The organism is Nocardiopsis nanhaiensis (assembly GCF_054778635.1).
Window position 1 is genome coordinate 40,508 of the sequence record NZ_BAAGZJ010000002.1, and the last position, 26,694, is coordinate 67,201.

Sequence of the window (26,694 nt, forward strand, 5' to 3'; positions counted from 1 at the left end):
CGTCAAGAGCTACCTCCGGGGACGGGGACACCGGGGACGAGGACGCCGCGCCACGGGGTCACGACGAGGGTGCCGTGGCCGGTGGCACGGATCTCCTCGGTGAGCGTGTCGGCGGCGGCTCGGTCCAGTCCGGTGCCGTGGACGGGTACGTGCTGCCCTCCCCCTGGCACGGGGCCGTACGGGAGTGAGGGCGCGGGGGGAGGCAGTCGCGGGTCGGGCGGTGCAGGCTCGGTGAGCGGGGCCGGGAGTTCGCTGACGTGCCACGCGGCGCAAGGGCCGTCCCCGCGGTGATCCAGGAACCGGTCGGTGAGCGAGACCAGGGCCTCTGCCGCCTCGTCGAGGGCGACCACCGGGCCCCAGCCGTTCCCGACCCGGATCTGCGCGCGGTGTGCGTCGAGGGCGGCCAGGCCCAGGTCACAGGTGCGTTCCATGAGGTCGCCGCGGCCGTCATCGAGCACGAACAGGAACCGGCCGGGGAGTCCTGCACGGTGCGGGGCCGCGCACAGGAGCCGGTCGAGCTCGGCGGCGACCGGGCGCAGGTCGGCCCGCCCGCTCCAGAGGCCCGAGCCCGGGGAGACCATGACGTTGCGGACCAGTTCGTGGGTGCGCGAGGGGAGGAGCCCCGTGCCCTCGAGCGCGCCGATGACCTCCGGGGCGAGGGTGCCGTCCTCCCCCGGGAGGGCGCGCAGCTGCAGGTTTGCCCGCACGGTGGCCCGGACCCGGCCGTCACCGTACCGTTCCGCGACCCCGACCAGAGCGGTCAGGGCGTCCGCGGAAAGGCGCCCTCCGATGAGCCGGAGCCGGACCAGGAGCCCGTCATCGGCCTCCCACGGTCTGAACGTGCCGGGGCAGCGGTCGCGCCGGTCGCGCGGTCCGGCCGTTCCCGGGGCACGGAGCTCCGTGCTGTCGCTGCCCGGACCGGGTAGGCCCGATGCAGGTCGACCGGTTGGCGGCATGGACGTCCTTCGTGTCAGGGGGCTGCTCCGCGTGGCCCGGGGGTGACCGACGGCTCGTACCGTCGGCGCCAGCAGGTCCTCGAACGCGGGGGCGAGCGGGTACGGACTGCCTGCGCGGTGTCCTCCGCCAGGACGCGCCCGCCCGTCCCCCGCACCGCTGCGGGTCAGACCCGGATCCGATCCGGGTTCACTGGCCCACAAGGTGGAGTCCGACTGGCCTGACGAGGTTACCCGGTCTCCCAAGTGCCGCATCAGGCAGGCCCCAGGCGGCGCCGGGGGCCGAGCCAGCGCACGCGTTCCCGGGGCCGATGCTCAGGTGTGGCCACATCGAGGACGGGAACGTGATCGATCGCATCGCTGGACCCGACCTCGCTGCGCTCAACAGCCAGGCGGTCCACCAGGACCCTGTCAGCAGGACATTCCTGACATAGGCCACGGCTATCGGCGTTTGCCCGGTGCGGCCCGCCCCGTTTCTCTAGGGTCGCTCGGAAAGATCCCGAGGAGCCCTGATGCCCGACACCCCCGAGCAGCCCCTCCCCCGCTCCCCCTACCGGAACCTGGTCCTGCTCGCTCTACTCACCCTCTCCGGCAGCAGGGAACCGCACGGTCTGCTGGAACACTCCCACCGGCTCGTGACCGGCGCGCTTCCGAGGGGACGGCGCCACCCCCGGCCACACGACTACCCGCGCGTCCGCCGCCGGGTCCTGCGGCGAGCACTCCTCCCCCGCGGCTGGCACCCCCGTGGCCGGGCGGGCCTGCGGGTCTCACCCCTCGACGGGGTGGGGGCCGAGGCCCGCGCCTTGGAGGCGCTGGCAGGCCTGGATTCGGCGGACCGCGCCGCCTATGCCCTCCTGAAGGTGGAGGGCCTGGACACCCAGCAGGCCAGCGAAGTCCTCTCCGCCGCAGGGATCCGCGACGCGGCGACCGCCGTGGAGCGTGCCCAGCGGGTACTGGAGCCACCGCACCTGCCCGACCCCACGGTCGTGCGGGTCAGCGGCCGGGGTGCCCTGGTGCACCGCCGGGGCCTGGCCGCCGCCGCGGGTCTCCTGCTCTTTGGGGCAAGCGCCCTCGGCCTGGCCACCGCCGGGCCCGACGGCGGCGTCGTCGTCCCCACGGTCGCCGCGCCTCCGGCTCAGCTCTCCGAACCGACCGCGCCCGACACGTGGCGGAAGAGCTTCCGACTGGACCTGACCGCCTGGCACCCCCGAGGCGACGCAGCCGATGACGGGGACCTCACCCAGCGGGCCCTGGCGGCCTGGATCGAGCAGGAGGGCCAAGCCGGCTCCGACACTCCGGACTCACCCGCGCTGCTGTTCGCCGGCGATGTGGCCGACAGCGACGTCGTGCTCCTGCACGACGGCCCCAGGGTCGCCCGCTATACCCACCAGGACGGCGACGAGCGGGTGGAGGTGTTCGCCGAACCCGGCAACGGAGTGGCCAACTGGCCCGCGCTGCGCCTGGCCGATACCGAAGAGGGCACCCACTACCTCTTGCCCCCGTGGATCGTCGAGGCCGACACCGCACCGCTCGGTGAGGACGGCGCCGACTGGTCCCCGATCGAACACGAGGACGGTGTCACCGAGGCCCTGTCCACCGGGGAGCACTGCGACGTGGGGCCCGTCCTGCGCCTGCGTGCTCCCGAAGTGGCGCACGGCGAGCCGTACACGGCGATCGACCTGGGCGGGCTGGACACCGCCCACCTCGGGTACATGCCGCCCCCGCCCGCCGACATCCGCAGGCTCGGTCCGCATGAGGTGCTCGGCCCGGAACAGGGCTTCGACCTGTGGGGCGAGCTGGCCTGCGCCGGTGACCCGCCCGAGGACCCGATACGCACCGCGACCGCCTGGGAGTTCGCCGTCCAGGACCTGCCCGGCGGCGGAACCGGCCGCTGGTCGTGTGTGCGGTTCGGCGGGCACGACGGCGGGGGCCTGGCCCGCGCGGTCCTGGTCGCCGAGACCGACGACGGAACCGAGGCCACCGTGGCCGGGGAACGAGAGGGCGGGTGGGACTGCAGCAACCTCAACCGCCAGGTGGTGGCCGGCACCTGGTGGCAGGACCCCGACGACCGGTGGAACTACCTGGCCGCCGGTTCCCGCGAGACCGCCGCCCTCACCGCGGAGGGCGGGGCCGACGGGTCCAGTGAGGACGGCGAGACGGTGCTGGAGGTCGAGGGACCGGTGGCCGAGGCCCACCCGGCGGACGAGGTCGACCTCAGCGCCGTGGACGTCCACGGTGACGAGATGACCGTGCTGGCCCGCTGAGACCAGCACCCCTAAGGCGTGCGCCCCGAGGTTCGCGCCTCTGACGCGGACATCCCCAAGGCGAGAAAATCCCAGCACGGCACCCGTCGGCACGGATCCGGCCGCATCCCCCTCCGATGGCCGGATCCGGTCACCCACACATGAAAATGCACGTGCAGGTGCACCGCCGGTGACATCTTTGGGAAGGTATCCCTACACCCCGACGGGGAAACCGGGGGGACGGACGGAGCGGGAATTCCAGGTCGGGTCCGCCTTATCACGGAACCTCCCGTGTTCCCGCCGCACCGCTCTCCCGGTCGCGGGCCGAATCCGCTGTCGGCCCAGGGCCGTAGTTAGGGTAAACGCATGTCGATATGGGCGCGGGCAGACCGCACCGGCAGGGTCGGGGAAGCCCTCACCATGCTGGAGGGACAGGGGATCATCGACGGTCTGGAGATCCTCCCCGCCGAAACCAAGCCCTTCCGGGTGCGCATCCCCGCCGGGATCATCCACATGGACGAAGACGAGGCCTCGATGTTCGCCTTCGGAGCGGTCGTGGGCTCCTTCGGCAGAGCCGCGCGCCAGCACGCTTGACCCCGTCTCTCCTCCCAAGGCGGGGCCGCCCGAAGCGGACTCAGGCGCCGCTAATGGCGGCCCATGGTGCGCAGGATCGCGTCCAGCAGGAGGTCCCGGACCATCGTGCGGTGCTCGGCGTCGTGTTCGACGGTCAGCTCGCTGTTGAGCGTGGACAGGCACATCCCCACCGTCATCTCCGCCAGCGGCAGCGCCGGCCGCCCGTCCTTGGGGAGCTCCTCCACGAACCGGGCCACCTCGATCGCCTCGCGCACCGCCTCGATCCACGGTTCGATCCGTTCACGCCACCACTGGCGCTGCGGTCCCGGCTCCGCGCCCAGACCCGATGCGGCGGCGAGCAGCGCACCGTCCGACAACCACAGCCCCACCCAGGCGTCCAGCAGGCGACCCATGTAACCGTCGATCGACTCCATCCGGCCGAACGTGAGGTCCACCTGGGAGGCGAAGGCGGTCAGGCGCACGTCGACGGCGGCCTGGAGTACCTGGTTCTTGTGGTTGTAGTAGCGGTAGACGGTGGAGCGGTCGATGTCGACGCCCTCAGTGATCTCCTTGTAGGAGATCTGGCTGAAGGGCTTGGTCCGCAGGAGCTCCACTAGGCTGTTCTGCAGCTGAAGCATCCTCTGGGCGGCCCTGAGGCTCCCGCTGGTACCCGAACTCGAATCCGGCGGCGCCGTCATACCCGATCCATCCGTCATGAGCCCCCACAGCCCTCGTGTGCCTTACACCCTCCAGCTTGCCGCAGATCGGAACGGATGCCAACACGGCGTTGGACCGCGAGGCACCCCTGTGGGATCGGGTACCAATCGAGACCGCCCGCGGTACCCGGAGGGCCCTCAGAGGCCGTCAGCGGTGTGCGCCCGTCGGGCCCGGTGCGAGGTCAAGTAGTCCCGGTACCAGTGGTAACTGTCCTTGGGGTGGCGCGCCAAGAGCTCGTAGTCCACGCGCACCAGGCCGAAACGGCGGTCATAGCCGAAGGCCCATTCGAAGTTGTCCAGCAGCGACCACACGAAGTACCCGCGAACATCCACCCCCGCGTCGATCGCGCGGGACAGCGCGGCCAAATGGTCGCGCAGGTAGGCGATGCGGTCGCCGTCGCGGACCCGGCCCTGCCCGTCGGGCACGTCCTCCTCCGCGGACCCGTTCTCGGTGATGAGGATCGGCGGCAGCCCCGGGTAGCGGCGGTCGAGGTCGACCAAAAGCGCGTCGAAGGTCTCCGGAACCACGGGCCAGCCCATGGTGGTGTGCCTGACCCCCTTGAAGGGGACCTGTTCGGTGCCGATGTCGGAGGCGGTCCGCAGGCCCGGATCGGTTTCGGCGTGCGGGGCGTCGCGGAGCATGATCGGCCGGTAGAAGTTGACGCCGAGGAAGTCCAAGGGCTGACCGATGGTCTCCAGGTCTCCCTCCTGCCGGTAGGAGCCGTCGGCGAGTTCTCCCCAGGTCTCCTTCTCGTTGTCCGGGTAGGCGCCCGTGAACAGCGGGTCGAACCAGGTCCGGTTGTGCAGCGTCCGGGCGCGCTCCACGGCTGTCCGGTCGGCCTCGGAGTCGGTCTCGGGCAGCAGGTGGTCGGGGTTGAGCGTGATGCCGACCTGGCCGGCTGCGCAGGCGCGCAGCTCCCCGGTGGCCATACCGTGGGCGAGGAGCAGGTGGTGGGCCGCGGCCAGGGCGGGGGTCCCCTCCCGGGTTCCGGGGGCGTGGCGGCCGACGGCGTGTCCCACGAACGCCGAGCAGAAGGGTTCGTTGAGGGTGATCCACCGGTTCACCCGGTCGCCGAGGCGGTCGGCGACGATCCTCGCGTACTCGGCGAACCGGCGTGCGGTGTCGCGTACGCGCCAGCCGCCCTCGTCCTCCAGTGCCTGCGGCAGGTCCCAGTGGTAGAGGGTCAGGACCGGCTCGATCCCCGCGCCGAGGACCGTGTCGACCAGGCGGTCGTAGAAGGCCAGGCCCTCTTCGTTCGGGCGACCCCGTCCGGTGGGCTGGACACGGGGCCAGGACACCGAGAAGCGGTACAGGTCCACCCCGAGGTCGGCGAGCAGCGCGACGTCCTCGCCGTAGCGGTGGTAGTGGTCGCAGGACACGTCACCGCTCTCTCCTCGGGCGACCCGTCCCGGGGTGCGGCAGTAGGTGTCCCAGATCGACGGTCCTCGTCCGCCCTCGTTGGCGGCGCCCTCGACCTGGTAGGCGGCGGTGGCGGTTCCGAACAGCAGGCCCGGGGGGAGGCTCGGCTCGGGCGTGGCGGGGTCCATGGCGGGGCCCTTCGGGTTGGGAGCGCTCCCATTCTGGTCCACGCAACGCGTCCCGACAACCCCGCCAAACGACTTTCTCCTCCCCCCGCCAACCGGGCCCGCCACCCACCCCGGCCGAGGAGTCTCCCGCCGCCGAACCGGAACCGCTCCGCCGCCGTCACAACCCCCAGCGCGTCCCGTCACTACCGGCGCGCGGGAAGGGAGAAGGAATGACGTGGAGCCAGTATTCGCAGCACAGGCGAATCAGGGACCTCGAGGAAAGGCTGAGCGACTCGCAATCACAGCTGAGCCGTGAACGCACACACCTGCGCTCGAAGCTCGGCCAGATCCAGGGCACCTTGGAGGAGAGGCTCGACCGGGTCTCCGCCACGCTGGACGCCTTCATGGAACTCACCGACATCCGCGCGGACCTGGCGATGTTCGACGACGCGGCGCTCGCCCGCCACCGCACCCTCCAGTTGCTGGACGGCGCCGCCCTGCCCGACCTCACCCTCAAGGACGTGCCCGGCTACTGGCTGGTCCCCGCCGCCCACGGCCTGCACGCCCTCCTCAACGACGATGTCTCCAAGGCTCGGGTGCGCTTCGACGAGGCCGCCGAGCTCGACCACGAAAGGGCCCGCTGCTTCACGGCCCTGGCCGCTCCGCTCACCCGCCCCGAGCACGCGCGCACGCTCGGTGCGAGCGTGGCCGCCGACATGCTCCCCCACCTTCCAGGCCCCGGGACCCGCCTGAACCGGGTCCAGCGCGCGTTGTGGCTGCTGACCGCCGACGGTTCCTACGGCGAGGACGCCCGCGAACACCTCCTGCGGTCCACCTCGCGCGCTTGGTCGGCCGAGGACGTCCGGATCCCCGCCGCCAACCAATGGATCCGCCTCTCCCCCGTCGAAGGGCGCCGCCGCGGGACGAGGGAGTCCTCGAGCCTCCGCAGAGCTCAGGCTGCCCAGGCCCTCGGCGATCTGCGCGAGCGGGTCGCCCGCCTCACCGCCCTCGGAAGTGAGGACACCCCGTTCGAAGTGCTGGCCCACGACCAAGCGAGCACCGGCTTCCTCACCGAGACCCTGCGCCTGCTCGTCGAGGAAGGCACCGCCGAGGAAGCCCCCCTACTGGTCCAAGCCGACCGCCTCCGCTCGGTGATCGAGGACAACCGGGCAGGGCAAGCCATCCAGGCCTGGAGCGATCCCGTCGAAACCGTCGGCACCCTCCTCCAACGGGACTTGTCCCGAGAAGACGCACCGGCCCACCGCCGCACCTTCGCCCTCGCCCTCCAGCGGACCGCGCTCCTGGACACCGCCGACACCCTGGTGGAACGGGCCTGCGAGCCAGTACTGGAGGAGACGGTCCTGAACTCGTACGGTGCGCGCATCACCGTCACCGGGTCCGGGGCCGACGCCCGGCAGGTCGACCGCGCCCGCCAGCAGCTGCGTGATCTGCACACGCCCAACAGCCGTTACCGGACCGTCCTCTTCGCCTCGCTGGTGACGACTGTCGTGCTGGTCCTCCTGGCCCTGTTGACGCTGAACAACGCCCTGTGGTTCCTGGCCGCGGTTGCCGGGGCAGTCGGCGCGGGTGCCTACTTCTCCGGTGAACGGGACCAGGCCAAGAAGGAGGAGGCCCTCGGCCTCCTGTTGCAGAAGCTGGACCAGCAGGTGGAACGGACCGTCGGGGACCTGCGCCGCACCCGGGCGGAGGCGGAGGAGCACGCGGCTACGGCCCGGACCGAGGTCGAGAAGGTCCGCCCCCTCCTCGACCCGTGAACTCCGGTACGCGCCGCCCGCGGCCGGGCCGGGGCCGCGGTGTCAGAGCCAGTCGTTGCGCTTGAAGACCAAGTAGAGCCCCACCGAGGTCGCGACCATGAAGAGCAGCACCAACGGCCAGCTGAAAACCCAGTGGAAACCGGGCTGGGGCGCGATGTTCATGCCGAAGATCGAGGAGATGAGGGTGGGCACGACGAGGATGCCGCCCCAGGAGGACACCTTCTTCATGGCCTCGTTCTGGGACTGTCCGATGAGCGCGCTGTTGACCTCCATGATGTTCTGCAGGAGCTGGCGGAAGCCCTCAACGTGCTCGCGTGCGGCGGTGACGTGGTCGGTGACGTCGCGTAGGTAGTTGTGCAGGAGGTGCCGGTGCTGGTCCGGGACCTTCGGCAGGCCCGGGTCGGCCTCTTCCGAGTGGTCCAGGAGGGCCGTGAGGTCGCTGAGGACGACGTCGAGGGGATCGATCGCGCGGTGGAGGTGGATCGCCTGCCGGGCGAGCCGGTAGGTGTGGCGGGAAGCGGCCGGGGCTCCGTCGAGGACCTGGCTCTCGGCCTCGTCGATGCTGTCTTGGAAGTCGAAGATGACGGGTGCGTAGGCGTCCACGACCCGGTTGACGACGGCGTGGACGACCGGAGGAGACCCCAGGGCGAGGAACCGGGGCTGGGCCTCCAGCTCGGCTCGGACGTCCTCGAAATCGATCTGCCGGGTGTGCCGGATGGTGATCGCGAAGCCGGTCCCGCCGAACATGTGGATCTCACCGGTCTCGACGGTCTCCGCCGACCGGTCGTACCGGGCGGGGCGGAGCACGACGAACAGGACGTCGCGGTAGGTCTCGACCTTCGGCCGCTGGTGGGCGACGATCGCGTCCTCCAGGGCGAGCCTGGGCAGTTCGAAGTGGTGCGCGGCCTCCCTGAGCTGCTCCTGGTTGGGCGCGGTCATGCTGATCCAGGCGAAGAGCGCGGGGTCCTCGCGCACCGCCGCGCGTGCTTCGCCGAGGGTGGCGGCCTCGTGCACCCTCCTGCCGTCCCGGTACAGGAGCGTGCGGAGCTCTCCGGGCGGGGCACCGGTCGGCGGGACGGCGTTGTCGCTGCCCAGGATCATGGTGCGTTCGGGTGCGGATTCGTTCATCGGCGGTCCTCCCCCGGTCTGGCCTGACCTGCCCGATCCTGGCCCCGGCCGCCCGGGGACGCGCGCCGACACGCCATGCGGGACTCGAGCGGCGGCGTCAGTCCGCCAGTCCGGAGGCGCGGATCGTGATGTTGAGCCGACCGTCCAGGCCGATCCGGGGGTCGGCGGTGCCCGGCCTGGTGCGCGGTACCCCGTGGTAGGCCATGCGCGCGGGCCCGCCGAAGACGAACAGGTCGCCGCCGCGGAGCTCGACGTCCGTGTAGGGGCGGGTGCGGGTCTCGGTGTTGCCGAAACGGAAGACGCAGGTGTCTCCGAGGCTGAGGGATACCACGGGGGCACGGGAGGCCTCGTCGCGGTCCTGGTGCATGCCCATGCGGGCGTCGGCGTCGTAGAAGTTGACCAGGGCGACGTCGTAGGGGTCGCCCTCGTACGGGGCGCCGTAGGCGGTCTCGGCGGCGCGGGTGGCCAGGTCGCCGAGGAGGTCCGGGAAGGGCTGGACGGGGGTGCCGTCGGGCAGGGTGCGCGCGTAGGAGTAGGGCTGCCAGTGCCAGCCGAGCGAGACCATGGACACGCTCATCACACCGCCGCGCGGCATGGAGTGGCGGCGCATCCCGGCCGGCCCGCGGGCCCACTCCCGACAGCGCCGGACCAGGTCGTCCTGGGTGTCGAAGCGGAGCCAACCGGGCAAGTAGACCGCGCCGGGGGCGACGGTGACGGGCGGTGATCCGAACAGCGCATCGTCCATGGCGCCATCATGCCTGGCACGCGCGGACCGCGCGAGGCGTCGGCTTGGCGCGGCGGTCACCCGGCCAGGGACCTGGGACCGGGCGCGGTCAGCGGCGCAGGAGGTCGCGGACGTTGACCACGAGCAGGACCACCACGATCAGCACGATGGGGACGGTGATCGCGATGCGCCAGTCGGCGATGAAGGCGGCCACCACCCCCACGATCAACCCGATGATCACCGCGGCGATCGCGATCCCGGTCAGGTACTGGACGAACTTGCGGCGGGCGACGGCGTCGATCGCGGCGAAGGCCAGCACCACCCCGAGCATGGCCCAGAGGGTCATCTGTCCGTCGAGCAGGAACAGGGTCAGTGCCAGGGATATCAGCAGCAGAGGGGTACTCAGGGCGACCCACAGGTGGAGGAAGCGGTTGGTGCGCTGGTCACCGGTGGCGTAGGGCATGTGCGGTGCCTTGAGGTGTCCGGTGGGTGAGGGCGCCAGCGGGGTGTCGCTCTCCAGGGACCTCAGGAGCGTGTCGCGCTCGTCGGCGAGCAGGACGCGCTTTTCATAGACCTCGGCGAGCTCGGCCTCCAGCTTCTCGATCCGCTGTGTGTACTCGCGGGCGCGGGGCCGGGAGTGCGCCTCCCGGTCGAGGGCTGTCCGGGCCGAGTCGAGCTGCCGCAGCTTGTCGCGTCGGCTGACGACGTCGGCGTCCATGTCGCGCAGGCGCCCGTCGAGGCCGCGCACATGGGAGCGGAGTTCGGCGCGGGCCGCCCGTTCACTGGGGGCCACCTTCTGCAGCCCGACCCAGGCAAGGGGGTCGGCCCAGGAGCGCCGGATGGTGCCGTCGCGCTCGTAGCGCGGCCCGCTGGGCGCGCGCTCCCCTTCGAAGAAGTCGCGGGTGTCGCGGCCCCACAGGCCCCGGAAACCGCGCACCCAGGGGGTGTCGTCGTCGATGAGGACGGCGTTCCACTCGCGGTCGCCGCCCGGCCCGAGGCGTTCGCCGTCACCGCGCGCGTAGTCGACGAAGGGCACTCCGATGCCGTGCCGGTTGATGGCGCTGTCGGCGCGGAAGAGGCGCTGGGTGAATCGGCGCCAGGCACGGACCAACCCGCGCAGGAAGGCGGGATCGACCTGGATGAGGTAGTCGCCGGGGAGCATCTGGTGCGAGTGCGAGCCCGCGCCGACGTAGATCATGGGGTGGATGCCGTCCCGGTGCAGGTCCGGGTCGGCCCAGGAGCGGCGCAGGTCGTCGCCGTGGTACTCGTGCGAGGAGGCGCCCACCCACACGGGCCGGGTGGTGCCGTCGGGGTTGGCCACTACGTAGACGGTGACGCGTTCCCAATCGGCCTCGTGGTCGTTGACGCCGCCGTAGATGGTGCGCCAGTCGTTCATGGCGTAGAAGAACCAGTACTGCAGGATGATGTAGCCGCCCTCGCGGGTGACGCGCCCGTAGTAGGTGGCGCCGCCGTTGTCGACGCGCTCGCGGTAGCGGGTCACCGAGGCAAAGGTCACGCCGCCGGGGACGGCGCCGCGGATGAGCAGGGAGATCTTCATCAGGATGTCGAGGACGCGGCCGAGCACGCCTACGGCCGCCAGGCGGCCGCTCTTGGGGATGACCGAGCGGGCGATGCCCTTGAAGCGTCGCGCCTCCTCGCGGAGCGTCTCTTCCTGCACGAAGCGCAGGTGCTTGTGGCGCCCGGGCCACTCCTCCTCGGCTTGGGAGAGCCGTTCGAGGGTGAGCTCCCCTGCGGGGACGATCACGCTCTCGCGCCCGCCGGGTTCCTCGATCCAAAGGCTGCAGTTGCGTACGTAGGCCTCCACGTCGGTGGGGAAGAAGAGTTCCCCCTCGGTGCACATGAGCACCGGTTCGTGGGCCCGCAGGAGTTCGAGGTCAGATTTGGCCGCCATGATTCGGACCAAGTTAGTGCATGCGGGGGCGTGGGCGCGCGCCGGAGTGCCGTGCCGCGAGGGTGGGACCGGTCATGTCCGCTGGGGCACCGGTTCGGGCATCCTCGGCGAATCTTCACTTGCCATTATGGAAAGTGAGTGTGAACATGGAAATATGACAACGGTGGAGGAGACGCGCATGCGCAGGGAAGAGGCCTGGGACGCCCTCGAGCAGGCTGAGGCACTGGACGCGAAAATTCGCCCCAGGGGGCGCTGGTACGCGGTCTACGGGCTCGGCTACGGGTTCGCCAGCCTAATCCTCGTCCTCATCCTCGGCCTGGCCCCCTCCGCGATGGGCGTGATCGTGGGATCGTCCTTCTTCGCGGTAGCGCTCGCCCTGCTGAGCTTCTACATGGCCAAGCAACCGGTCAAACCGCTGCACTACGGCAAACTGCACTCGTGGGGCATCGGCGGATGGGGCGTGATCTACACACTCTCCCTCTTCGTGGGCCTCACCTTCCTCCAAGGAGAACTACTCTGGTGGGTGCCGATGGCCGTTCTGAGCGCCGTTCCCACCTCCGTAGCGGGCTTGATCGCACTGCGTCAGAGCAGGGGCAAGCGGTGAACCACCCGCGCAGTCGACTGGACGAGGTCATCCACTCCCCCGTCCGGTTCTCCATCGTGGCCGCCCTGGCCTCGGCAAACGAGATCGAGTTCCGCGTCCTGCGGGACACCGTGGAGGTCTCCGACTCCTCGCTCTCCAAACAGATCGCGACCCTGGAGGAGGCCGAGTACGTGGGTGTGACCAAGTTCCGTGTGGGACGGCGGACCCGGACCTCCCTCGTCCTTACCCCGCAGGGCCGCGAGGCCTTCGAACAGCACGTCCAGGCCCTGCGCGACATCGCCTCCGGCGCGGCGGTACACCTGCCCGACGACGGCTGAGATCCGCCGCGGTGGCGGATGACGGCCCTCCGCCGTGCGGCGTCCGCCCTGGTACAGGGGCGCACGGCGAAGGACCGGGTCAGGTGCCCCGCTGCGCCGGGCGGCGGCGCGGCCGACCGTCGGCGCGGGGTGCGGGGTTCGGGGCCACGCGCTCGGGTCCTTCCGACCGCCCCCGCGACCTTTGGGCCTGTGGTCCGGGGGCGCCGTCCTTCGCCCCCGGACCGGTCTTGGTGGACTGCCCCGTCGTGGTGGCCCGCACCGCCTCCACGGGCTGCCCGGCGGTGTCGGCGCCCCGCATCCGCGCCCCCTCCCGCTTCGGCACGGCGGGCCGGGCGCTGCGGTCCCCTCGGGCCGCGCCGATCCCGGCGATCACCACCAAGCCCATCCCGACCAGCTGCACGGCCACCGGCGCCTGGCCGATGACGATCAACCCCATCACCAAGGCCACTGCGGGCTCCAGGCTGGAGAAGGTGCTGTAGGCGGTCCGGCTCATCCGCTGCAGCGCGACCATCTCCAGCAGGAACGGCACCAGCGGGAAGAGCAGGGCGATGAGCAGCGTGAACACGATGAGTTCGGGGTTGGGCTGGGCGATCGCGGCCGGAGCCCCCAACGGCGCGGTGACCAGGGCGCCGACCGTCATCGCCAGGGCAAGGCCGTGTACGGCGCCGAAGCCGGCGCCCACCCGCTGCGTCAGCACGATGTAGCCGACCACGCAGACCGCCCCGGCCAGGGCGAAGCCGATCCCGAGCAGGTCGAGGTCGCCCTGCCAAGGGCGGGTCAGGCAGACCACACCGACCACGGCGGCGACGATCCACACGAGTTCGCGGCGGCGGCGCATGGCGGCCACGGCCACCACGAGGGTTCCGAGGAACTCGATGGAGGTGGCGGTACCGAGCTCGATCCGCGCCGTCGCCTCGGAGTAGAACAGCATCATCCCCGCACTCGCTGTGCCCAGGATCACCACGGCACCCAGTTCGCGCCAGGTCGCCCCGCGCACGGCCCGCCACAGAGAGGGACCCCCGAGCGCGAGGAGGATCAGCGCTGCCCAGCTGAGCCGGAGCCAGGTGACCGTGGCCGGGCTGGCGTGCTCGAAGGCGGTCACGGCAAGGGCACTGCCCGTGTGCAGCGTGAACATGCCGATGAGCAGCATCAACGGCGCAGGGAGCCGGAACTGGGCACGGCGGGGCGAGGGAAGGAGGGAGCGGATCACCCGACCACTGAATCCCAGCACTTCGTTTCTGTCCACGGACTGAAGGTTGATCTACCGTGTACTTTTGGTTGATGGACTTCACGCGGCTGCGCCTGCTGGTGGAACTGGAACGGCTCGGCACCATGGCGGCTGTGTCGGAGGTCACCGGCATGAGCACCTCTGCGGTGTCCAAACACTTCGCCGTGTTGGAGAAGGAAGCGGGTGTTCCGTTGCTCATCCCGGACGGGCGCCGGGTGCGCCTCACCCCGGCCGGGCGCAGGCTGGCCGAGCACGCGGTGGACATCCTGGCCCGCGTGGAGGCGGCCCAGGCCGAGTTCGACGGGGACACCGCACCGGTGGGCCGCGTTGACCTGGTGATGTACACCTCAGCCGCGCCGATCGTGCTCCCCGCGCTCCGTCGACTGCGGCGCGACCACCCGGGGATCGACATCCACCTGACCGAGTACGAGTCGGAGCAGGCGCTGGACCTCCTGCAGGACGGCGGGGCGGATCTGGGGGTGGTCTACCAGTACAGCCTTCTCCCCCGGAAATTCCCGGGGATGTTGACCGTCTACCCGGTGGGAACGGAGGTCCTCCTCCTCTCCCAGCACTCCGAGGGCGCAGACAGCCGAACCCTCACCCGGCGCCGCCTGCGGGAGCTGGCGGACGCCTCGTGGATCGCCAGCCCCTACCGAGGGGACGAGGAGGCACTGCTCCACCGGATGTGCGCCGACGCGGGGTTCACACCGAAGATCGTGCACCGCATCGACACCCTGGAGCTCTTCGAGGAGCTCGTGGCCTCCGGTGTGGGCGTGGGGGTGGTGCCCCGCCTGTCGACCACCACCCGGCGCGGGGTCGCCCATGCCCCGCTGGGTGAACTGGGCGGGGCGCGCCGGGTCTACCTGGCCGGCCGCACCGGCGGTTGGGCGTGGAAGCCGATCCGGCTGGTCGCGACCTACCTGCACCAGGCGGCCGAGGACGTGCTCGACGACGTACCGCCGCTGCCGGTCTGAGCGGTGCCCCGCCCGGTGGACCGCAGTCCGCCGTGCCATCCTGCGTCCGGGGTCAGCCCGCGATGGCGAAGGGACCGACCGAGGGGACGGGGACCTTGCTCGCGGCCTCCCGGACGGCGGTGAGCAGCGGTTCGGGCGCCGCCCCCGCCCTGGACAGGACGTAGATGTGGCGCCGGGCGGTCTCCTCCACCCCGCGGACCACGATCTGTGGCTTGTTCAGACCGGTCCAGGCCAGCCGCGGCATCAGTGCGACGCCCAGGCCCGCCTGGATCATGGCGAAGACGGCGTTGAAGTCGTCGACCGTGTGAATCACCCGCGGCTGGAAACCCGCCTGGTTGGCGGCGGCGGTCACGCAGGAGTGCCAGGCCGTGTCGGGCGCGGACATGATCCAGCCCTCAGCAGCCAGGTCGTCGGCCAGGTGCAGGCTCGTCCGGGTGGCCAGGGGGTGTTGGTAGGGAAGGATCGCGTCGAACAGCTCGACCATGACCCGGTCCGCGCGGAAGTCCGGATCCCCGGCGGCAGGCATGTGCGTGGTGGACATGGTCAGGGCCACGTCCAGAAAGCCCGAGCGCACCATCTCGGTACTGTCCTCGGGTTCGGCCTGCACGACCTCGAAGGTCCATCCGGGGTGGCTGGTGCTCAGTCGGGCCAGTGCCGGGGCGATCAGGTCGCTGATGCCGGTGGAGAAGGAGCCGACGCGGACCACACCCCGGTCGCCGTCGGTGTACTCGGCCAGGTCCGCGGTGGCGCGCTCCATCTCGGCGAAGATCACGTGCGCCCGTTTGAGCAGGACGCGAGCGGCCCCGGTCAGGAGAAAGCGGCGGCCTTGGCGTTCGACGAGGGGAACCCCGGTCTCCTTGGCCAGGGCGGCGAGTTGTTGGGAGACCGCCGACGGAGTGACGTTGAGCGCCTCCGCGGTCGCCGCCACCGTGCGGTGGTGGTCAAGGGCCTGAAGGAGCTGCAACCGCCGAACGTCGATCATGCCGTCCAATTTATGACAGTACGACCAGGTTTCGGGGTGATTTCCGCCCGATAGACCACGCTATGCACGTGATTCCATGCACACCGTCCAAGTCGCCCCCATCGGCCCCAGCAGGCCACTCCAGAAAGAAAGATCCGAGATTCTTTCTCTAAAGCGATCTCATGCTTCCTTTTCTTCGTGTCGCGCCTGTTCCCGTCGATACCGGCACGTACAGTCAGATCCACAGCTCAACCACGGATCCGCACAACGCGGATCCCAAGGGATCAGCATCCAATGCTGGTGGAACGGGTGAGAAGAACATGCAAACTTCGCTGATGACCAAACCTCGCGTGGCGAACGTCGGCGTCCTTGGCTTCCGCTACCTCGGAGCACACGAGGTAGAGGAGCTCGCCGACCTGTGGGGCGCACTGCACCAGCAGCACACGGTGACCGCCCCGCATCTCGAGGACATCATCAGCGCGGTGAGCCTGGACGAGTCCTGGCGCCGTCGCCGCGCCCAGTACCTGGCGTGGCTCGCCGACCCCGACACCATGGCGATCCTCGCCGAGCACGACGGGGATCTGGCCGGGTACGCCATGGTCACCATCCGTGAGAACGCCCAGGGCAGCTGGGACCGCGGTGAGCGGGTCGCCGTCGTGCAGACCTTCGCCATCGACCCCGACTACAAGGGCTCCGGTGTCAGTTCCAAGCTCCTCGAAGAGGTCCGTCGCCAGCTCGCGGGCCAGGGAATCCGCGACATCGAGTTCTCCGCGCTGGCCACCGCGTCCGAGGACATCGACTTCCTCGAGGAGGAGGGCTTCCGCCCCTTCGTGACCACGATGGTCTGCCGCGTCGACGGCTTCGGCGCCCACGACTAGGAGCTCCACGGCCGGAGGTCCACCGTCCTCCCAGTACCAGCCCCCGTGCGGTCATACCCACGTCCCGCACGGGGGCTCTTCCACGCCCGCACACACCCGCGACACACCGCCTCGGACCTGACGACACACCGCCTCCGGGACAGGGCGGAGACGCTACCCTCGGCCCGTGACCTCCTCCGACTCCAGCACCTGCATCTTCCCCGGCTGTACGCGATCCGTCCCCCGCGGCTCCTCCCCCGGACGCCCGCCGCAATACTGCGACCTGCCCGAACACACGCGTTGGCGGGCGTGGAAGGAACGCCAGCGCCAAGCCCAGGTAGCGGACAACGCTGAGGAGGCGGCCCGCACCGACCAGGACGAGAAAGCTGCGGCCCCCGCCTCCGGCCAGGGAAGCGAGCCCGTCACCTTGGCCCGGCTGCGCGCCGACGACCTCCTTACCCGGTTCGCGGTCCAGGCCGAACAGCTCAACACGACCCTGGAAGCGGCCACCGAGGCCTTCTCCACCATGTCCGATCCGGCCGCCGCCGAGGCCCAGGTCGAAGCGGCCCGGTTGACCGCCGCGCGCCAGGTCTCCGAAGCCGACTCCGCCCGATTGGAGGCGGAGAACCGGCGCCGGGAGGCCGAGGCGGCCCGCCGTACCGCCGAGGAGACCACCGCTTCCGCCGTCGCCGCCACCCAGGACGCCGAGCGTATCGCCGAGGAGTCCCTGCACCGCCGGGACGCCGCCGAGGCCGAGCGCGACCGGCAGGCGGATCTGGCCCGTGTCGCCGTCGGAGAGCGCGACGCGGCCGTGGTCGAGGCCAACGCCGGACTGGCCGAGGCCGAGCACCGGATCACCGAGACCGCCGAGCGCGCCCGCGCCGACCTGGAGCTCGAACGCGCCGAATCCGCTTCCCGGCTGGGGCGGGCCACCGAGGAGTCCGAGCGGTTGCGCGCGGAACTCACCGAACAGGCGCGGCTGCGGGACGAGGCCGAGCTGGCCGAGCGGAGCGCCCTGGCCAGGGCCGAGCAGGCCGAGGAGCAGGCGCGCCGCGACGCGCAGGCCCTGGAGGCCGAGCGGACCCGCTTCGGTGCCGATTTGGAGCGGGCCCACCAGCGCGTGGAGTCCGACCGTGCGGCGGCCGAGGCCGAGCGCGCGCGCCTCACCGCGGAACTGGATCGTCTGGCGACCGACCGCGAACGCCTGGCCGCCGAACTCGACACCCAGCGCCGCAACGCCGAGCTCACCCTCGCCGAGGTAAGGGAGGCCGCGGCGGCGCGCCTGGCGGTGGCCGAGGAGGCACGGGACCGGGCATTGGAGCGGGCAGAACGGGCTGAGCGGGCCGAAACCGCGCCCGACAGCTCTCGCACGGCCGGCCCATGACCTACGTCCCCATTCGTCCCGTTCGGCTTAGGATGGGGCCGTGCGAGATCTGGGAACCACTGGCGATACCGGTCCGATGAGCCTGAGCGGTGACGAATCCGCTAAGAGCCCGGAGCGTGTCACCGTGGGTGAACGCCCCCGTCCCCGTGTCGACCTCAAGGCGGTGTTCGGCCTGGAGACGGGAACCTGGGCTTGGACGACCGCAGCGCAGGCCACCATCGCGATGACGGTGTCCTTCGCCTTGGCGGCGTTCCTGTTCGGCCCCCAGATCGGCACCCTGGCCGCGCTCGGGTCGATGACCGTCCTGTACGAGAAGAAGACCCCCTACGCCTACCGTGCGGCCGCCCTGGCCCTGGTGGGGCTGGGGTTCGTCGCGGCGGTGACCCTCAACTCCCTGGCCGCTTCGATCACCCCGTGGGCGGCGGTGGTCACCATCGGGCTGACCGCGGGCCTGGCCACCTGGGTGTGCGCGGCCTGGCGGGTCGACAAACCGGGCACGATGTTCTTCGTCCTGGTCGCCAGCATCTCCACCATCGCCCCGGCCGGCCCGGCCGACGTGCCCCTGGCCGCGCTGGTCTCGGCCATGGGAGCGGCGGTCGGATGGGCGGTGTCGATGTCTGGCGCCCCCGTACGCGCCCGGCACCCCGAGTACCAAGCGGTAGCCGGGGCCTACCGTGCGCTGGCCACACTGCTCAGAGCCGTGGGCACCCCCGAGCTCGACCACGCCCAGCACAAGGCGTCCGTTGCAGTCGCCGAGGCGTGGCGGATCGTGCTACTCGCCCAGACGCGCGGATACCGCACCACCGCGGAGGCGGCCCGCCTGCGCGCCCTGCTGCGCTGGGTCTCGGACGTCCACCTCGCCGCGACCCAGGTGTGCATGGCCCGGACCACCGAGCTGCCTGCACAGGCGGCGGAGTTCGCCGACTCCATGGCCGCGGCCGTCGCCGACTCCGAAGGCGCCCCCGACCCGGACGCCCTGGACGAACTGCGCAGGGGCATGCGCCCGCGCTCGCTGGAGGCGCGCCTGTACAACCTGTTGTCGCGGGCCGCCACCGCCGCCCGCCGCGGCGCACACGACGACGAGGAGGACGACAAGCGCGCCGCCGACCTGCACGACGACCGCTACCCCGCGCTGTGGAACTCGCTGCGTTCCAGCCTGAGCGGCGACTCCCTGATCCGGCCCACCGCGCTGCGCATGGGTCTGACCGTGACCCTGGCCGGGGCGTTCGGCCTGTGGATGGGCCTGGACCACTACTACTGGGTGGCCCTGACCACGACCGCCGTCCTGCAGGGCGGCAACGTGGTGCTGACCATGAACCGCTCGGTACAGCGTTCACTGGGCACCCTGCTGGGCGTGGTGGGCGGCGTCGCGCTGCTGTCACTCGACTTGTCGCTGATAGCGATCATCGTCCTCGCGGGTCTCTTCCAGGGCGCCACCCAGCTCGTGGTGGTCCGCAACTTCTTCTATGCCTCGGTGCTGCTGACGCCGATGGCGCTGATGCTGTCCTACACCGCCAACCCCTACCCCGTCGCTGAGCTGGCCGGGTCGAGGATCATCGACACCCTTGTCGGCTCCGCGTTCGGTATGGCGGGTGCGCTCCTGCTCTGGCGCAAGACGTCGGCGACGCGGCTACCGCAGGCGATCTCCGGGGTGTTGGAGAGCATCAGGCAGTGCATGATGGCGGTGCTGGACCAGGACGTGGAGATCACCGAGGAGCGCCGCTACCGGCTGCGGCGGGACATGCGGTCCTCTCTGCTGAACCTGCGCGGCGTGTACGAGAGCGCGATCGGCGACGTGCCGCGGGCCGCGTCCACACGGCCGCTGTGGCCCGTGGTGGTGGCCACCCAGCGCATGGGATACCTGGCACTGGCCGCCCTCACCCAGGACCGCACCCCTGAGCAAGCGGGCACGATCACCCTGCAACGGGTGGACCTGGCCTTCCTCGAACTCATCTCCGCGATGGAGGAGCGCCGCACCCCGCGGCTGGGCGCCCTGCCGCGGCTACCCGCCTACCCCCGGATCCACATGGAGTTGCGCGCACTGGCCAACGCGATGACCAGCGCCGTGGCCCAGGACGAGCGATCCGCGCGGCAGGAGGACGAGCGCCGGGCCCAGCGCGAGCGGCGCCGGGCCCAGAAGGACGTCGACGCGGACCTGTAGAGGACCGCGCCCCGGCTCTTGAGCGAGCGCTAGGGCGTGAGCGCGAAGGCCCGCACGGGGAAGGCCGCCATGCCGCGAACCTTCGCGGGGACCGCGTAGAACGAGAAGCCGTCGGCGGGTAGCTGGTCGAGTCGGCACAGGTGCGTGACGATCGGGATGCCGCCGGTGAGCAGGGTGGCCTGCGCCGGGCGGGCGCCCTCGGCGGCGGGCGAGGTGTCGTCGACGCTGACAGAGTCGGTGCCGACCAGGGTCGCCCCGGCCTGGACGAGGGTTTTGGCCGCCGTCTCCGTGAGGTGGGGGTGGTCGAACTGGCCGTAGGACTCCGTCCTCCAGTGCCGGTCCCAACCGGTGCGCACAAGGACGGCGCGTCCCCGAACGTCCAGCCCGGTGAAGGCCTCCGGTCCGATCTGGTGGCCCTCGGTCGCGGTGATCACGACGCCGGGGAGGTCGGCGACCCGCTCCAGGTCCAGATCGGCCGGGTCCGCCCCGTCGCGGTAGCGGTGTGCGGGCATCTCGACGTGGGTGCCGGTCGCCCCGACCATCGTGACCCTGCCGGTGCTGTTCCCGTGCCCGGGGATACCCCCCGCGACCGTGGTGCTTTCCTCGATCACCGGTTCGGGCAGGCCAGGACAGGTCGTCATCCCGTCGGTGATCTGGTGGCTGACATCGACCAGTTTCGCCATGGCTGTCTTCCTCACTCGCGTCCGGAGCGACCCCTGACCTGGATCAGAGGTCTAGACCACCACCCTAACGCGCGTGGCACGGGTCACGACAAGGGTTCTGAGATCCTTCCGCCCGAGTCCGAGCACACCCCTCGGCAGACGAACGACACCGCGACCCCGATAAGCTCTGGTGGCACAGCCACGGACCCGCGGCCCCCACCCGATCGCGTCCGCTACCCCAAGCTGAGAAACCACCCACCGAGAAGGGGCGACTTCATCGTGTCACTGTACGGAGCGGCCAAGGTCGTCGTCGCACCCGCCAGCCGGGTGGTGTGGCCCCAGAAGGTCGAGGGCGCGCACAACGTTCCCGAGCGGGGCCCGGTGATCCTCGCCGCCAACCACTTGGCTCTCATCGACCCCCTCTTCATCGGGGTGGCGTGTCCGAGGCCGGTGCGGTTCATCGCCAAGCAGGAGCTCTTCGACGAAGGGACCCTCCCCAAGCGCGCGTTCACCCGCCTCCTGCGCGCCTTCGGCCAGCTCTCCGTGGACCGGCGCCCGGGCCAGAGCGCCCAGGAAGCCATGGACAACAGCCTTGCGGTCCTGCAGAGCGGCGAAGTGTTCGGCATCTTCCCCGAGGGCACCCGCTCCCCCGACGGCCGCCTGTACAAGGGGCAGACCGGCCTGGCCTGGCTGGCCCTGACGACGGGGGCGCCCGTGGTACCGGTCGCCCTGGCCGGGACCGAGCGGATCCTGCCTCCTGGACGCAAGGTGCCTCGGTTCAACCGGGTGGCCCTACGCATCGGGGAGCCGGTGGACTTGTCGGCCTGGGAGGGCCAGGCGCACAAGGCACGCCCGCGCCGAGCGGCCACGGACGCCATCATGGCCGCCATCGCCAAGTTGTCCGGACAGGAGCAGGTACCCAGGTTCGCGGCGACGGTCAAGGCCGAGCTTGACCAGCAGTGACTTTCCCCACAGCGAACCCCGGGCTTAATCGCCCTTGAGGGGGCGTTGACTCCAGACTGAGGGCCCCTTCTGCGGCACCGAATCCTGCGCCCCGCCTGGGATGCGTCGGTGACCAGCACCGAGCGGCACTTCGGCCTGACTGCCACTCCCTTCGGGAGCAAGCAGAATTCCCTACCCTTATAGTAGGGATTTCCGATGGCAACATCGGTTACATTAGGCAAGCCTTACCTATGGCGTCCGACCCTGGCGCGAAGACTTGGAGCTGTGCGATGACGCGACCACTGCGAGTGGGAATCGTGGGTGCGGGCCCGGCGGGAATCTACGCCGCGGACCTGCTTACCAAGGACGAGACCCTGTCCGCGTGCGGCACGTCCGTCAGCATCGACATTCTCGACAAGTTGCCCTCTCCCTACGGCCTGGTCCGCTACGGAGTGGCCCCGGACCACCCCCGGATCAAGCAGATCCAGGGCGCCCTGCACAAGATCCTCGACAAGCCGCAGATCACGTTCTACGGCAACGTCGAGTACGGCGTGGACCTCAAGCTGGAGGACCTGCGCCGCCACTACGACGCGGTCATCTTCGCCACCGGCAGCAACCGCGACCGCCCGCTGGACATCCCCGGAGTCGACCTCCCCGGCAGCCACGGCGCCGCCGACTTCGTCTTCTGGTACGACTCCCACCCCGACGTCGCGCCTTCCTGGCACGTCGAGGGCAGCAGCGTCGCCGTCCTCGGCGCGGGCAACGTGGCGGTCGATGTCGCGCGCATCCTGGCCAAGGACGCCGACGACCTCCTCCAGACGGACATCACGGACAACGTCTACGAGGGTCTGCGCGCCAAGCAGATCACCGACGTCCACGTGTTCGCCCGCCGCGGCATCGCCCAGTGCAAAGCCACCCCGATGGAGCTTCGCGAGCTGGACAAGCAGCCCGGGGTCGAGGTCCTGGTCTACGCCGAGGACTTCGACATGGACGAGGGCAGCCTGGCGGCCTGCGAGGAGTCCAACCAGGTCAAGACCAACGTCAAGGTCCTGCAGAACTGGGCGATCCGCGACGAGCGCGGTGCCGACCGCCGTCTGCACCTGCACTTCCTGCACTCCCCCGTGGAGATCCTCGGCGAGGACCGCGTCACCGGTCTGCGCACCGAGCGCATGGAACTGGCGGGCGACGGCAGCGTCAAGGGCACCGGCGAGTACATCGACCACGAGGTGCAGGCCGTCTACCGGGCCATCGGCTACCTGGGCTCGCCCCTGACCGACCTGCCCTTCGACGACGAGCGGGGCGTCGTCCCCAACGCCGAGGGCCGGGTGCTGGACCTGGACGACGAGCACGTCGACGGCGTGTACGCCACCGGGTGGATCAAGCGCGGCCCGGTCGGCCTCATCGGCCACACCAAGGGCGACGCCCTGGAGACCGTCACCAACCTGGTCGCCGACCGCGAGTCCACAAGGCCCGCCACCGAGCCCGACCCGGACTCCTTCCGTGTGCTCCTCGAGGAGCGCGGTGTCGAGTACACCACTTGGGAGGGTTGGCAGCGGATCGAGGCCAAGGAGGAGGAGCTGGGCGCCGAGCGCGGCCGCAAGCGCCTCAAGCTGCACTCCCGCGAGGAACAGACCAGCGTCGCACGGCAGCCCTAGAGCCGCCCTAGAGCCAACGTGTGAGCTTCCCAGCCGGTCCCGCTCCCCTTTGCGGGACCGGCTTTTCGTCCTACCCGAACGACGTCGCCCCTCACCGTGAGATTGCACATGCGGCTCTCTCAGGGTTCGTGGAACAACTCCGCGGCCCGATGGGTTAGAGTCTTTGTTGGTCGGTGTGGTAGCAAGTGTCCCCCGGGCCTCACCTATAGCCTTCGCGGAATACCGCGTCCGGCACCCACCTCTCGGGGTGGGCGGACCGGACGGCCAGGAGCCCCGTTGTGCCCCGCGCCGAGAGGCGACCGCCACGCCGACCATCATCCTCATGCCCCGCTCCCACCGAGGTGGGGGTGGGGCATCGTGGTATCTCCAGGAAACACAACGAAGGACGGTCAGGCGTGGACGAACGGTCCCCCCGGCAGCCGGATTCCTCCGGGCCGCCCGAAGATTCGGACGGTACAGAGGCGCGTCAGTCGCGTCCGGAGAATCCCTACCGCATTCCTCAGCGGCCACCCGGAGCTCGCCCCACGGAAACCGGAGACTTCGGCTTCGAACACCCGCGCCCCGCGGACCCCGTCGCCCCGTCCCCGTCCGGTCCCAGCACCCCCGCAGAGCCCTGGGACCCCCGCCAGGGCCAGCACGAGACCACCGCTGCCGCCGGCACTCCCGATGAGGGCCGCGGCGGTTCCGACGGCTCGTGGGGACGCTGGGACGACCCCGTCTCGCCCACGCCCGTCGGCGAGGCATGGGACGCCTCCGCGCGCGAACCCGCCTGGGGTCAGCCCGCCGAGCCCGAACCGGCGTCCTGGGAAACCCCGGATCCTGAGCCCCCGTCCTGGGACCGGCCCGCCGAGCCCGAACCGGCGTCCTGGGAAACCCCGGAGCCCGAACCTGCAGCCTCCCCGGCGGACTGGCACACCCCCGCCGAGCCGTACACGGCGCAGGAGAGCTGGAGCGCACCCGCCGAACCGCAGATCCCGGACGGAGGCTGGAACACTCCCTCCGAGCCGCAGGCCCCCCAGCAGCACTGGGCTGGCACGCCGGAGCCCCACGCCTCCCACCAGGACTGGAACGACGCCGGGGCCGCTCCGCAGCAGTCCTGGGGCCATCCGGAGCAGTCCGAGCACCCCGAGACGCCGTGGCCCGTGGTCGGGCACGGCCCCGACCAGGGGTGGGGTGCACCGACGGAAGGCTCGTACGAGCCCCCGCGTGACTGGAACACCCCTGCTGAGCCACCCGCTGGTCCCTCGGCCGTCCACGAAAGCTGGCACAACCCCGGGACCGGTCCGCAACAGTCCTGGGACCAGCCGTCCGGACACGGACAGGAGGCTGCCGGAACCCAGCCGCAGACGTGGGAGACCCCGTACGGGGGCCAGCCCGCCTACCAGGGCGACACCCCCTACCCGGGCACACCGCTCGCCCCCAACGGGCCGCAGGAGGGTGAGAACCGTAGCGACAGCTTCGAGTTCCTCTACAGCGGCGCGGTCGGCCCGAGCGGCCCCCAGGGCTACGGCGGGCCTGAGGGCCACGGCGGGTCTGAGGGCTACGGCGGCCACGGCAACACCGACGGCTACGACAGCTACCACGGACACGGCGGCTACGGCGGCCCGGGAGGTCCCGACGGCCCGGACGACCCGTACGGCGACGACTACGACCCGGGACCGCCACCGCCCCGCAAGAAGTCCCGTCGCGGGCTGGTCATCGGCGTGGTCGCGGCCGTGGTCGTGCTGGCCCTGGTCGGGGGCGCCGCGGGGTGGTACGTCTACACGCTGCCCCAACCCGAGGAGGCCACTGCGGAGTTCGAGGCCGCCTGGGAGGAACAGGACTACGCGCGCCTGGCTGACGTCACCACCGGTGACAACGCGGAGGCGACCTTCAGCGGGATCGACAGCGGCCTGGGTGTCGACTCCGTCGACGTCGAGGTCGGGGATCCGAACACGGACGGCGGTACCGGCACCGCCTCCTACGAAGTGACCGTGTCGTTGACCAACGCCGACAACTGGGGTTGGGAGGGCGAGCTGCCGCTGCTGCGCGAAGACGGAGAGTGGTGGGTCGACTTCTCCCCCGAGGTCGCCTACCCCGACCTGGGCGAGGGCGAGGTCCTGGCCCGTACCGCGGTGTGGGGCGAGCGCGGTCAGATCCTGGCCACCGACGGCACCCGCATCGACGGCCCGGACGCGTCCGGTTCCATGCAGATGATCGCCGGTTCGCTCGGCGAGGCCGACGAGGACGACGTGGAGCGCCTGGGGCCGGCGTACAGCGTCGGCGACACCGTCGGTGTGAGCGGGCTCCAGCGCACCCACGAGGAGCACCTGGCAGGTGAGGCGGCGACCACCATCGTGATGGTGGACGCGGCCGAGGCCGAGGACCCCGCGACGATCGAGGCCACCGAGGACAACACGATCGCGACGCTGGACGGCTCGGACGGTGAGGACATCACCACGAGCATCGACATGGGCGTGCAGAGCGCGGCGGCCAACGCCATCATCGAGGCCGACGACCCCACTGGAATGGTGGCGGTGCGCCCCTCCACCGGGGAGATCCTGGCCGCGGTGAACGTGCCCGGCGGGTTCAACCGGGCTTTCGAGGGTCAGTACGCCCCCGGTTCGTCCTTCAAGATCGTCACCTACAGCTCGCTGTTGGACAACGGGATGTCGGTGGACACCACCATGGACTGCCCGGAGGAGTACGAGCTGGGCGGCTGGCCGTTCCGCAACGCGGGCAACGCCGAGTACGGCGAGCAGTCGGTGACCGAGGCGTTCGCGACCTCCTGCAACACCGCCCTCGTGCACGAGGTCGGTGAGTACCTGTCCCCGGAGACCCTCCAGGCCAGTGCGGAGCAGTTCGGTATGAACGCGCCGATGGACATCGGTGTGACGGCCCAGGAGCCGACCTTCCCGCCGGTGGACAGCACCACCATGATGGGTTCGCAGGGGATCGGCCAGGGCCAGATCCTCACCTCGCCGCTCCACATGGCGACGGTGCCCGCCGCGATCGCGGACGGTTCCTGGCGGCAACCGCTGCTGGTCACCGAGCCCGCTCAGGAGGACGTCCCCGAGCCCACACCCATCGGCAACGCCGAAGCGATCCAACCCATGATGCGTGCGGTGATCACCGAGGGAACGGCCGAGGACATCGATTTCGAGGGTGAGGTCTTCGGCAAGACCGGCACCGCTGAGTTCGGCACCGAAGAGGACGCCAACGACGACGACGAGCTGCCCAGCCACGCGTGGATGGTCGGCTACAAGGACGACGTCGCGTTCGCCCTGGTGGTCGAAGGCGGGGGCGGCGGATCAGCCGTCGCCGGACCGCTGGCCGCCGAGTTCACCAACGCGCTCTAGCGACGCCTGACGGCCCTGTCGGACCGCGGGTCCGACAGGGCCGTCGTCGTGCGGCGTACT

21 protein-coding genes are annotated in these 26,694 nt (G+C 70.8%); 12 read left to right on the forward strand and 9 right to left on the reverse strand.

The features are described from left to right. Positions 1 to 2 precede the first annotated feature (2 nt). A complete protein-coding gene (locus ACYVD1_RS01115) occupies positions 3 to 956 on the reverse strand; it encodes a nitrite reductase (RefSeq protein ID WP_460766275.1) in 954 nt (317 codons plus the stop codon). Positions 957 to 1,465: 509 nt separating this feature from the next. Here ACYVD1_RS01115 and ACYVD1_RS01120 point away from each other — a divergent pair. Continuing rightward, entirely contained in the window at positions 1,466 to 3,217 is a 1,752-nt protein-coding gene (locus ACYVD1_RS01120; protein ID WP_460766278.1) for a hypothetical protein, read from the forward strand. A 345-nt stretch (positions 3,218 to 3,562) separates the two neighbouring features. Beyond that, a complete protein-coding gene (locus ACYVD1_RS01125; RefSeq protein WP_460759941.1) occupies positions 3,563 to 3,790 on the forward strand; it encodes a hypothetical protein in 228 nt (75 codons plus the stop codon). Between the two features lie 50 nt (positions 3,791 to 3,840). Here the strand turns inward: ACYVD1_RS01125 and ACYVD1_RS01130 are convergent, their stop codons facing one another. Continuing rightward, the gene (locus tag ACYVD1_RS01130) at positions 3,841 to 4,407 is read right to left on the reverse strand and encodes a TetR/AcrR family transcriptional regulator (protein ID WP_460766284.1); all 567 of its coding nucleotides are present in this window, start codon (positions 4,405 to 4,407) and stop codon (positions 3,841 to 3,843) included. Positions 4,408 to 4,623: 216 nt separating this feature from the next. After that, entirely contained in the window at positions 4,624 to 6,033 is a 1,410-nt protein-coding gene (locus ACYVD1_RS01135) for a GH1 family beta-glucosidase (protein ID WP_460766287.1), read from the reverse strand. A 209-nt stretch (positions 6,034 to 6,242) separates the two neighbouring features. On the opposite strand from ACYVD1_RS01135, the gene ACYVD1_RS01140 reads away from it, so the two are divergent. After that, a complete protein-coding gene (locus tag ACYVD1_RS01140) occupies positions 6,243 to 7,787 on the forward strand; it encodes a hypothetical protein (RefSeq protein ID WP_460766292.1) in 1,545 nt (514 codons plus the stop codon). 42 nt (positions 7,788 to 7,829) lie between these two features. On the opposite strand, the gene ACYVD1_RS01145 is transcribed toward ACYVD1_RS01140, so the two are convergent. From ACYVD1_RS01145 to ACYVD1_RS01155, 3 genes are all read right to left on the reverse strand, one after another. After that, positions 7,830 to 8,915 carry a magnesium and cobalt transport protein CorA gene (locus tag ACYVD1_RS01145; protein WP_460766295.1) on the reverse strand — a complete coding sequence of 362 codons (1,086 nt, stop codon included), beginning with the start codon at positions 8,913 to 8,915 and terminating at the stop codon, positions 7,830 to 7,832. 97 nt (positions 8,916 to 9,012) lie between these two features. Further along, positions 9,013 to 9,660 (reverse strand): alpha-ketoglutarate-dependent dioxygenase AlkB family protein, encoded by a 648-nt coding sequence (locus ACYVD1_RS01150; RefSeq protein WP_460766298.1) that lies wholly within the window; start codon positions 9,658 to 9,660, stop codon positions 9,013 to 9,015. A gap of 88 nt (positions 9,661 to 9,748) precedes the next feature. Next, entirely contained in the window at positions 9,749 to 11,551 is a 1,803-nt protein-coding gene (locus ACYVD1_RS01155) for a hypothetical protein (RefSeq protein WP_460766301.1), read from the reverse strand. Positions 11,552 to 11,705: 154 nt separating this feature from the next. Here ACYVD1_RS01155 and ACYVD1_RS01160 point away from each other — a divergent pair, with 154 nt between their 5' ends. After that, positions 11,706 to 12,155 (forward strand): hypothetical protein, encoded by a 450-nt coding sequence (locus tag ACYVD1_RS01160; RefSeq protein ID WP_460766304.1) that lies wholly within the window; start codon positions 11,706 to 11,708, stop codon positions 12,153 to 12,155. Next, on the forward strand, positions 12,152 to 12,472 hold the full coding sequence (locus ACYVD1_RS01165; RefSeq protein ID WP_460766308.1) for a winged helix-turn-helix domain-containing protein: 321 nt from the start codon (positions 12,152 to 12,154) through the stop codon (positions 12,470 to 12,472). The genes ACYVD1_RS01160 and ACYVD1_RS01165 overlap by 4 nt, the downstream gene beginning before the upstream one ends. Before the next feature lie 79 nt (positions 12,473 to 12,551). On the opposite strand, the gene ACYVD1_RS01170 is transcribed toward ACYVD1_RS01165, so the two are convergent. Further along, the gene (locus ACYVD1_RS01170; protein WP_460766749.1) at positions 12,552 to 13,682 is read right to left on the reverse strand and encodes an EamA family transporter; all 1,131 of its coding nucleotides are present in this window, start codon (positions 13,680 to 13,682) and stop codon (positions 12,552 to 12,554) included. A gap of 71 nt (positions 13,683 to 13,753) precedes the next feature. Between ACYVD1_RS01170 and ACYVD1_RS01175 the strand changes: the two genes are divergently transcribed. After that, positions 13,754 to 14,674 carry a LysR family transcriptional regulator gene (locus ACYVD1_RS01175; RefSeq protein ID WP_460766313.1) on the forward strand — a complete coding sequence of 307 codons (921 nt, stop codon included), beginning with the start codon at positions 13,754 to 13,756 and terminating at the stop codon, positions 14,672 to 14,674. A gap of 52 nt (positions 14,675 to 14,726) precedes the next feature. Here ACYVD1_RS01175 and ACYVD1_RS01180 read toward each other — a convergent pair whose 3' ends face one another. Beyond that, positions 14,727 to 15,656 (reverse strand): LysR family transcriptional regulator, encoded by a 930-nt coding sequence (locus tag ACYVD1_RS01180; protein WP_460766317.1) that lies wholly within the window; start codon positions 15,654 to 15,656, stop codon positions 14,727 to 14,729. 314 nt (positions 15,657 to 15,970) lie between these two features. Between ACYVD1_RS01180 and ACYVD1_RS01185 the strand changes: the two genes are divergently transcribed. The 3 genes from ACYVD1_RS01185 (at position 15,971) to ACYVD1_RS01195 (ending at position 20,037) form a co-directional block, all read left to right on the forward strand. Further along, positions 15,971 to 16,513 (forward strand): GNAT family N-acetyltransferase, encoded by a 543-nt coding sequence (locus ACYVD1_RS01185; RefSeq protein WP_460766320.1) that lies wholly within the window; start codon positions 15,971 to 15,973, stop codon positions 16,511 to 16,513. 166 nt (positions 16,514 to 16,679) lie between these two features. Next, entirely contained in the window at positions 16,680 to 17,876 is a 1,197-nt protein-coding gene (locus ACYVD1_RS01190; protein ID WP_460766325.1) for a hypothetical protein, read from the forward strand. Between the two features lie 76 nt (positions 17,877 to 17,952). Further along, positions 17,953 to 20,037 carry an FUSC family protein gene (locus tag ACYVD1_RS01195; RefSeq protein WP_460766752.1) on the forward strand — a complete coding sequence of 695 codons (2,085 nt, stop codon included), beginning with the start codon at positions 17,953 to 17,955 and terminating at the stop codon, positions 20,035 to 20,037. A gap of 29 nt (positions 20,038 to 20,066) precedes the next feature. Here the strand turns inward: ACYVD1_RS01195 and ACYVD1_RS01200 are convergent, their stop codons facing one another. Next, on the reverse strand, positions 20,067 to 20,720 hold the full coding sequence (locus tag ACYVD1_RS01200) for a cyclase family protein (RefSeq protein WP_460766328.1): 654 nt from the start codon (positions 20,718 to 20,720) through the stop codon (positions 20,067 to 20,069). Between the two features lie 258 nt (positions 20,721 to 20,978). On the opposite strand from ACYVD1_RS01200, the gene ACYVD1_RS01205 reads away from it, so the two are divergent. The 3 genes from ACYVD1_RS01205 (at position 20,979) to ACYVD1_RS01215 (ending at position 26,634) form a co-directional block, all read left to right on the forward strand. Continuing rightward, complete coding sequence (locus ACYVD1_RS01205) at positions 20,979 to 21,662, forward strand: lysophospholipid acyltransferase family protein (protein ID WP_460766331.1); 684 nt, start codon at positions 20,979 to 20,981, stop codon at positions 21,660 to 21,662. Positions 21,663 to 21,949: 287 nt separating this feature from the next. Then, on the forward strand, positions 21,950 to 23,296 hold the full coding sequence (locus ACYVD1_RS01210; RefSeq protein WP_460766755.1) for an FAD-dependent oxidoreductase: 1,347 nt from the start codon (positions 21,950 to 21,952) through the stop codon (positions 23,294 to 23,296). 395 nt (positions 23,297 to 23,691) lie between these two features. Further along, the gene (locus tag ACYVD1_RS01215; protein WP_460766338.1) at positions 23,692 to 26,634 is read left to right on the forward strand and encodes a penicillin-binding transpeptidase domain-containing protein; all 2,943 of its coding nucleotides are present in this window, start codon (positions 23,692 to 23,694) and stop codon (positions 26,632 to 26,634) included. The last annotated feature ends 60 nt before the right edge of the window (positions 26,635 to 26,694 follow it).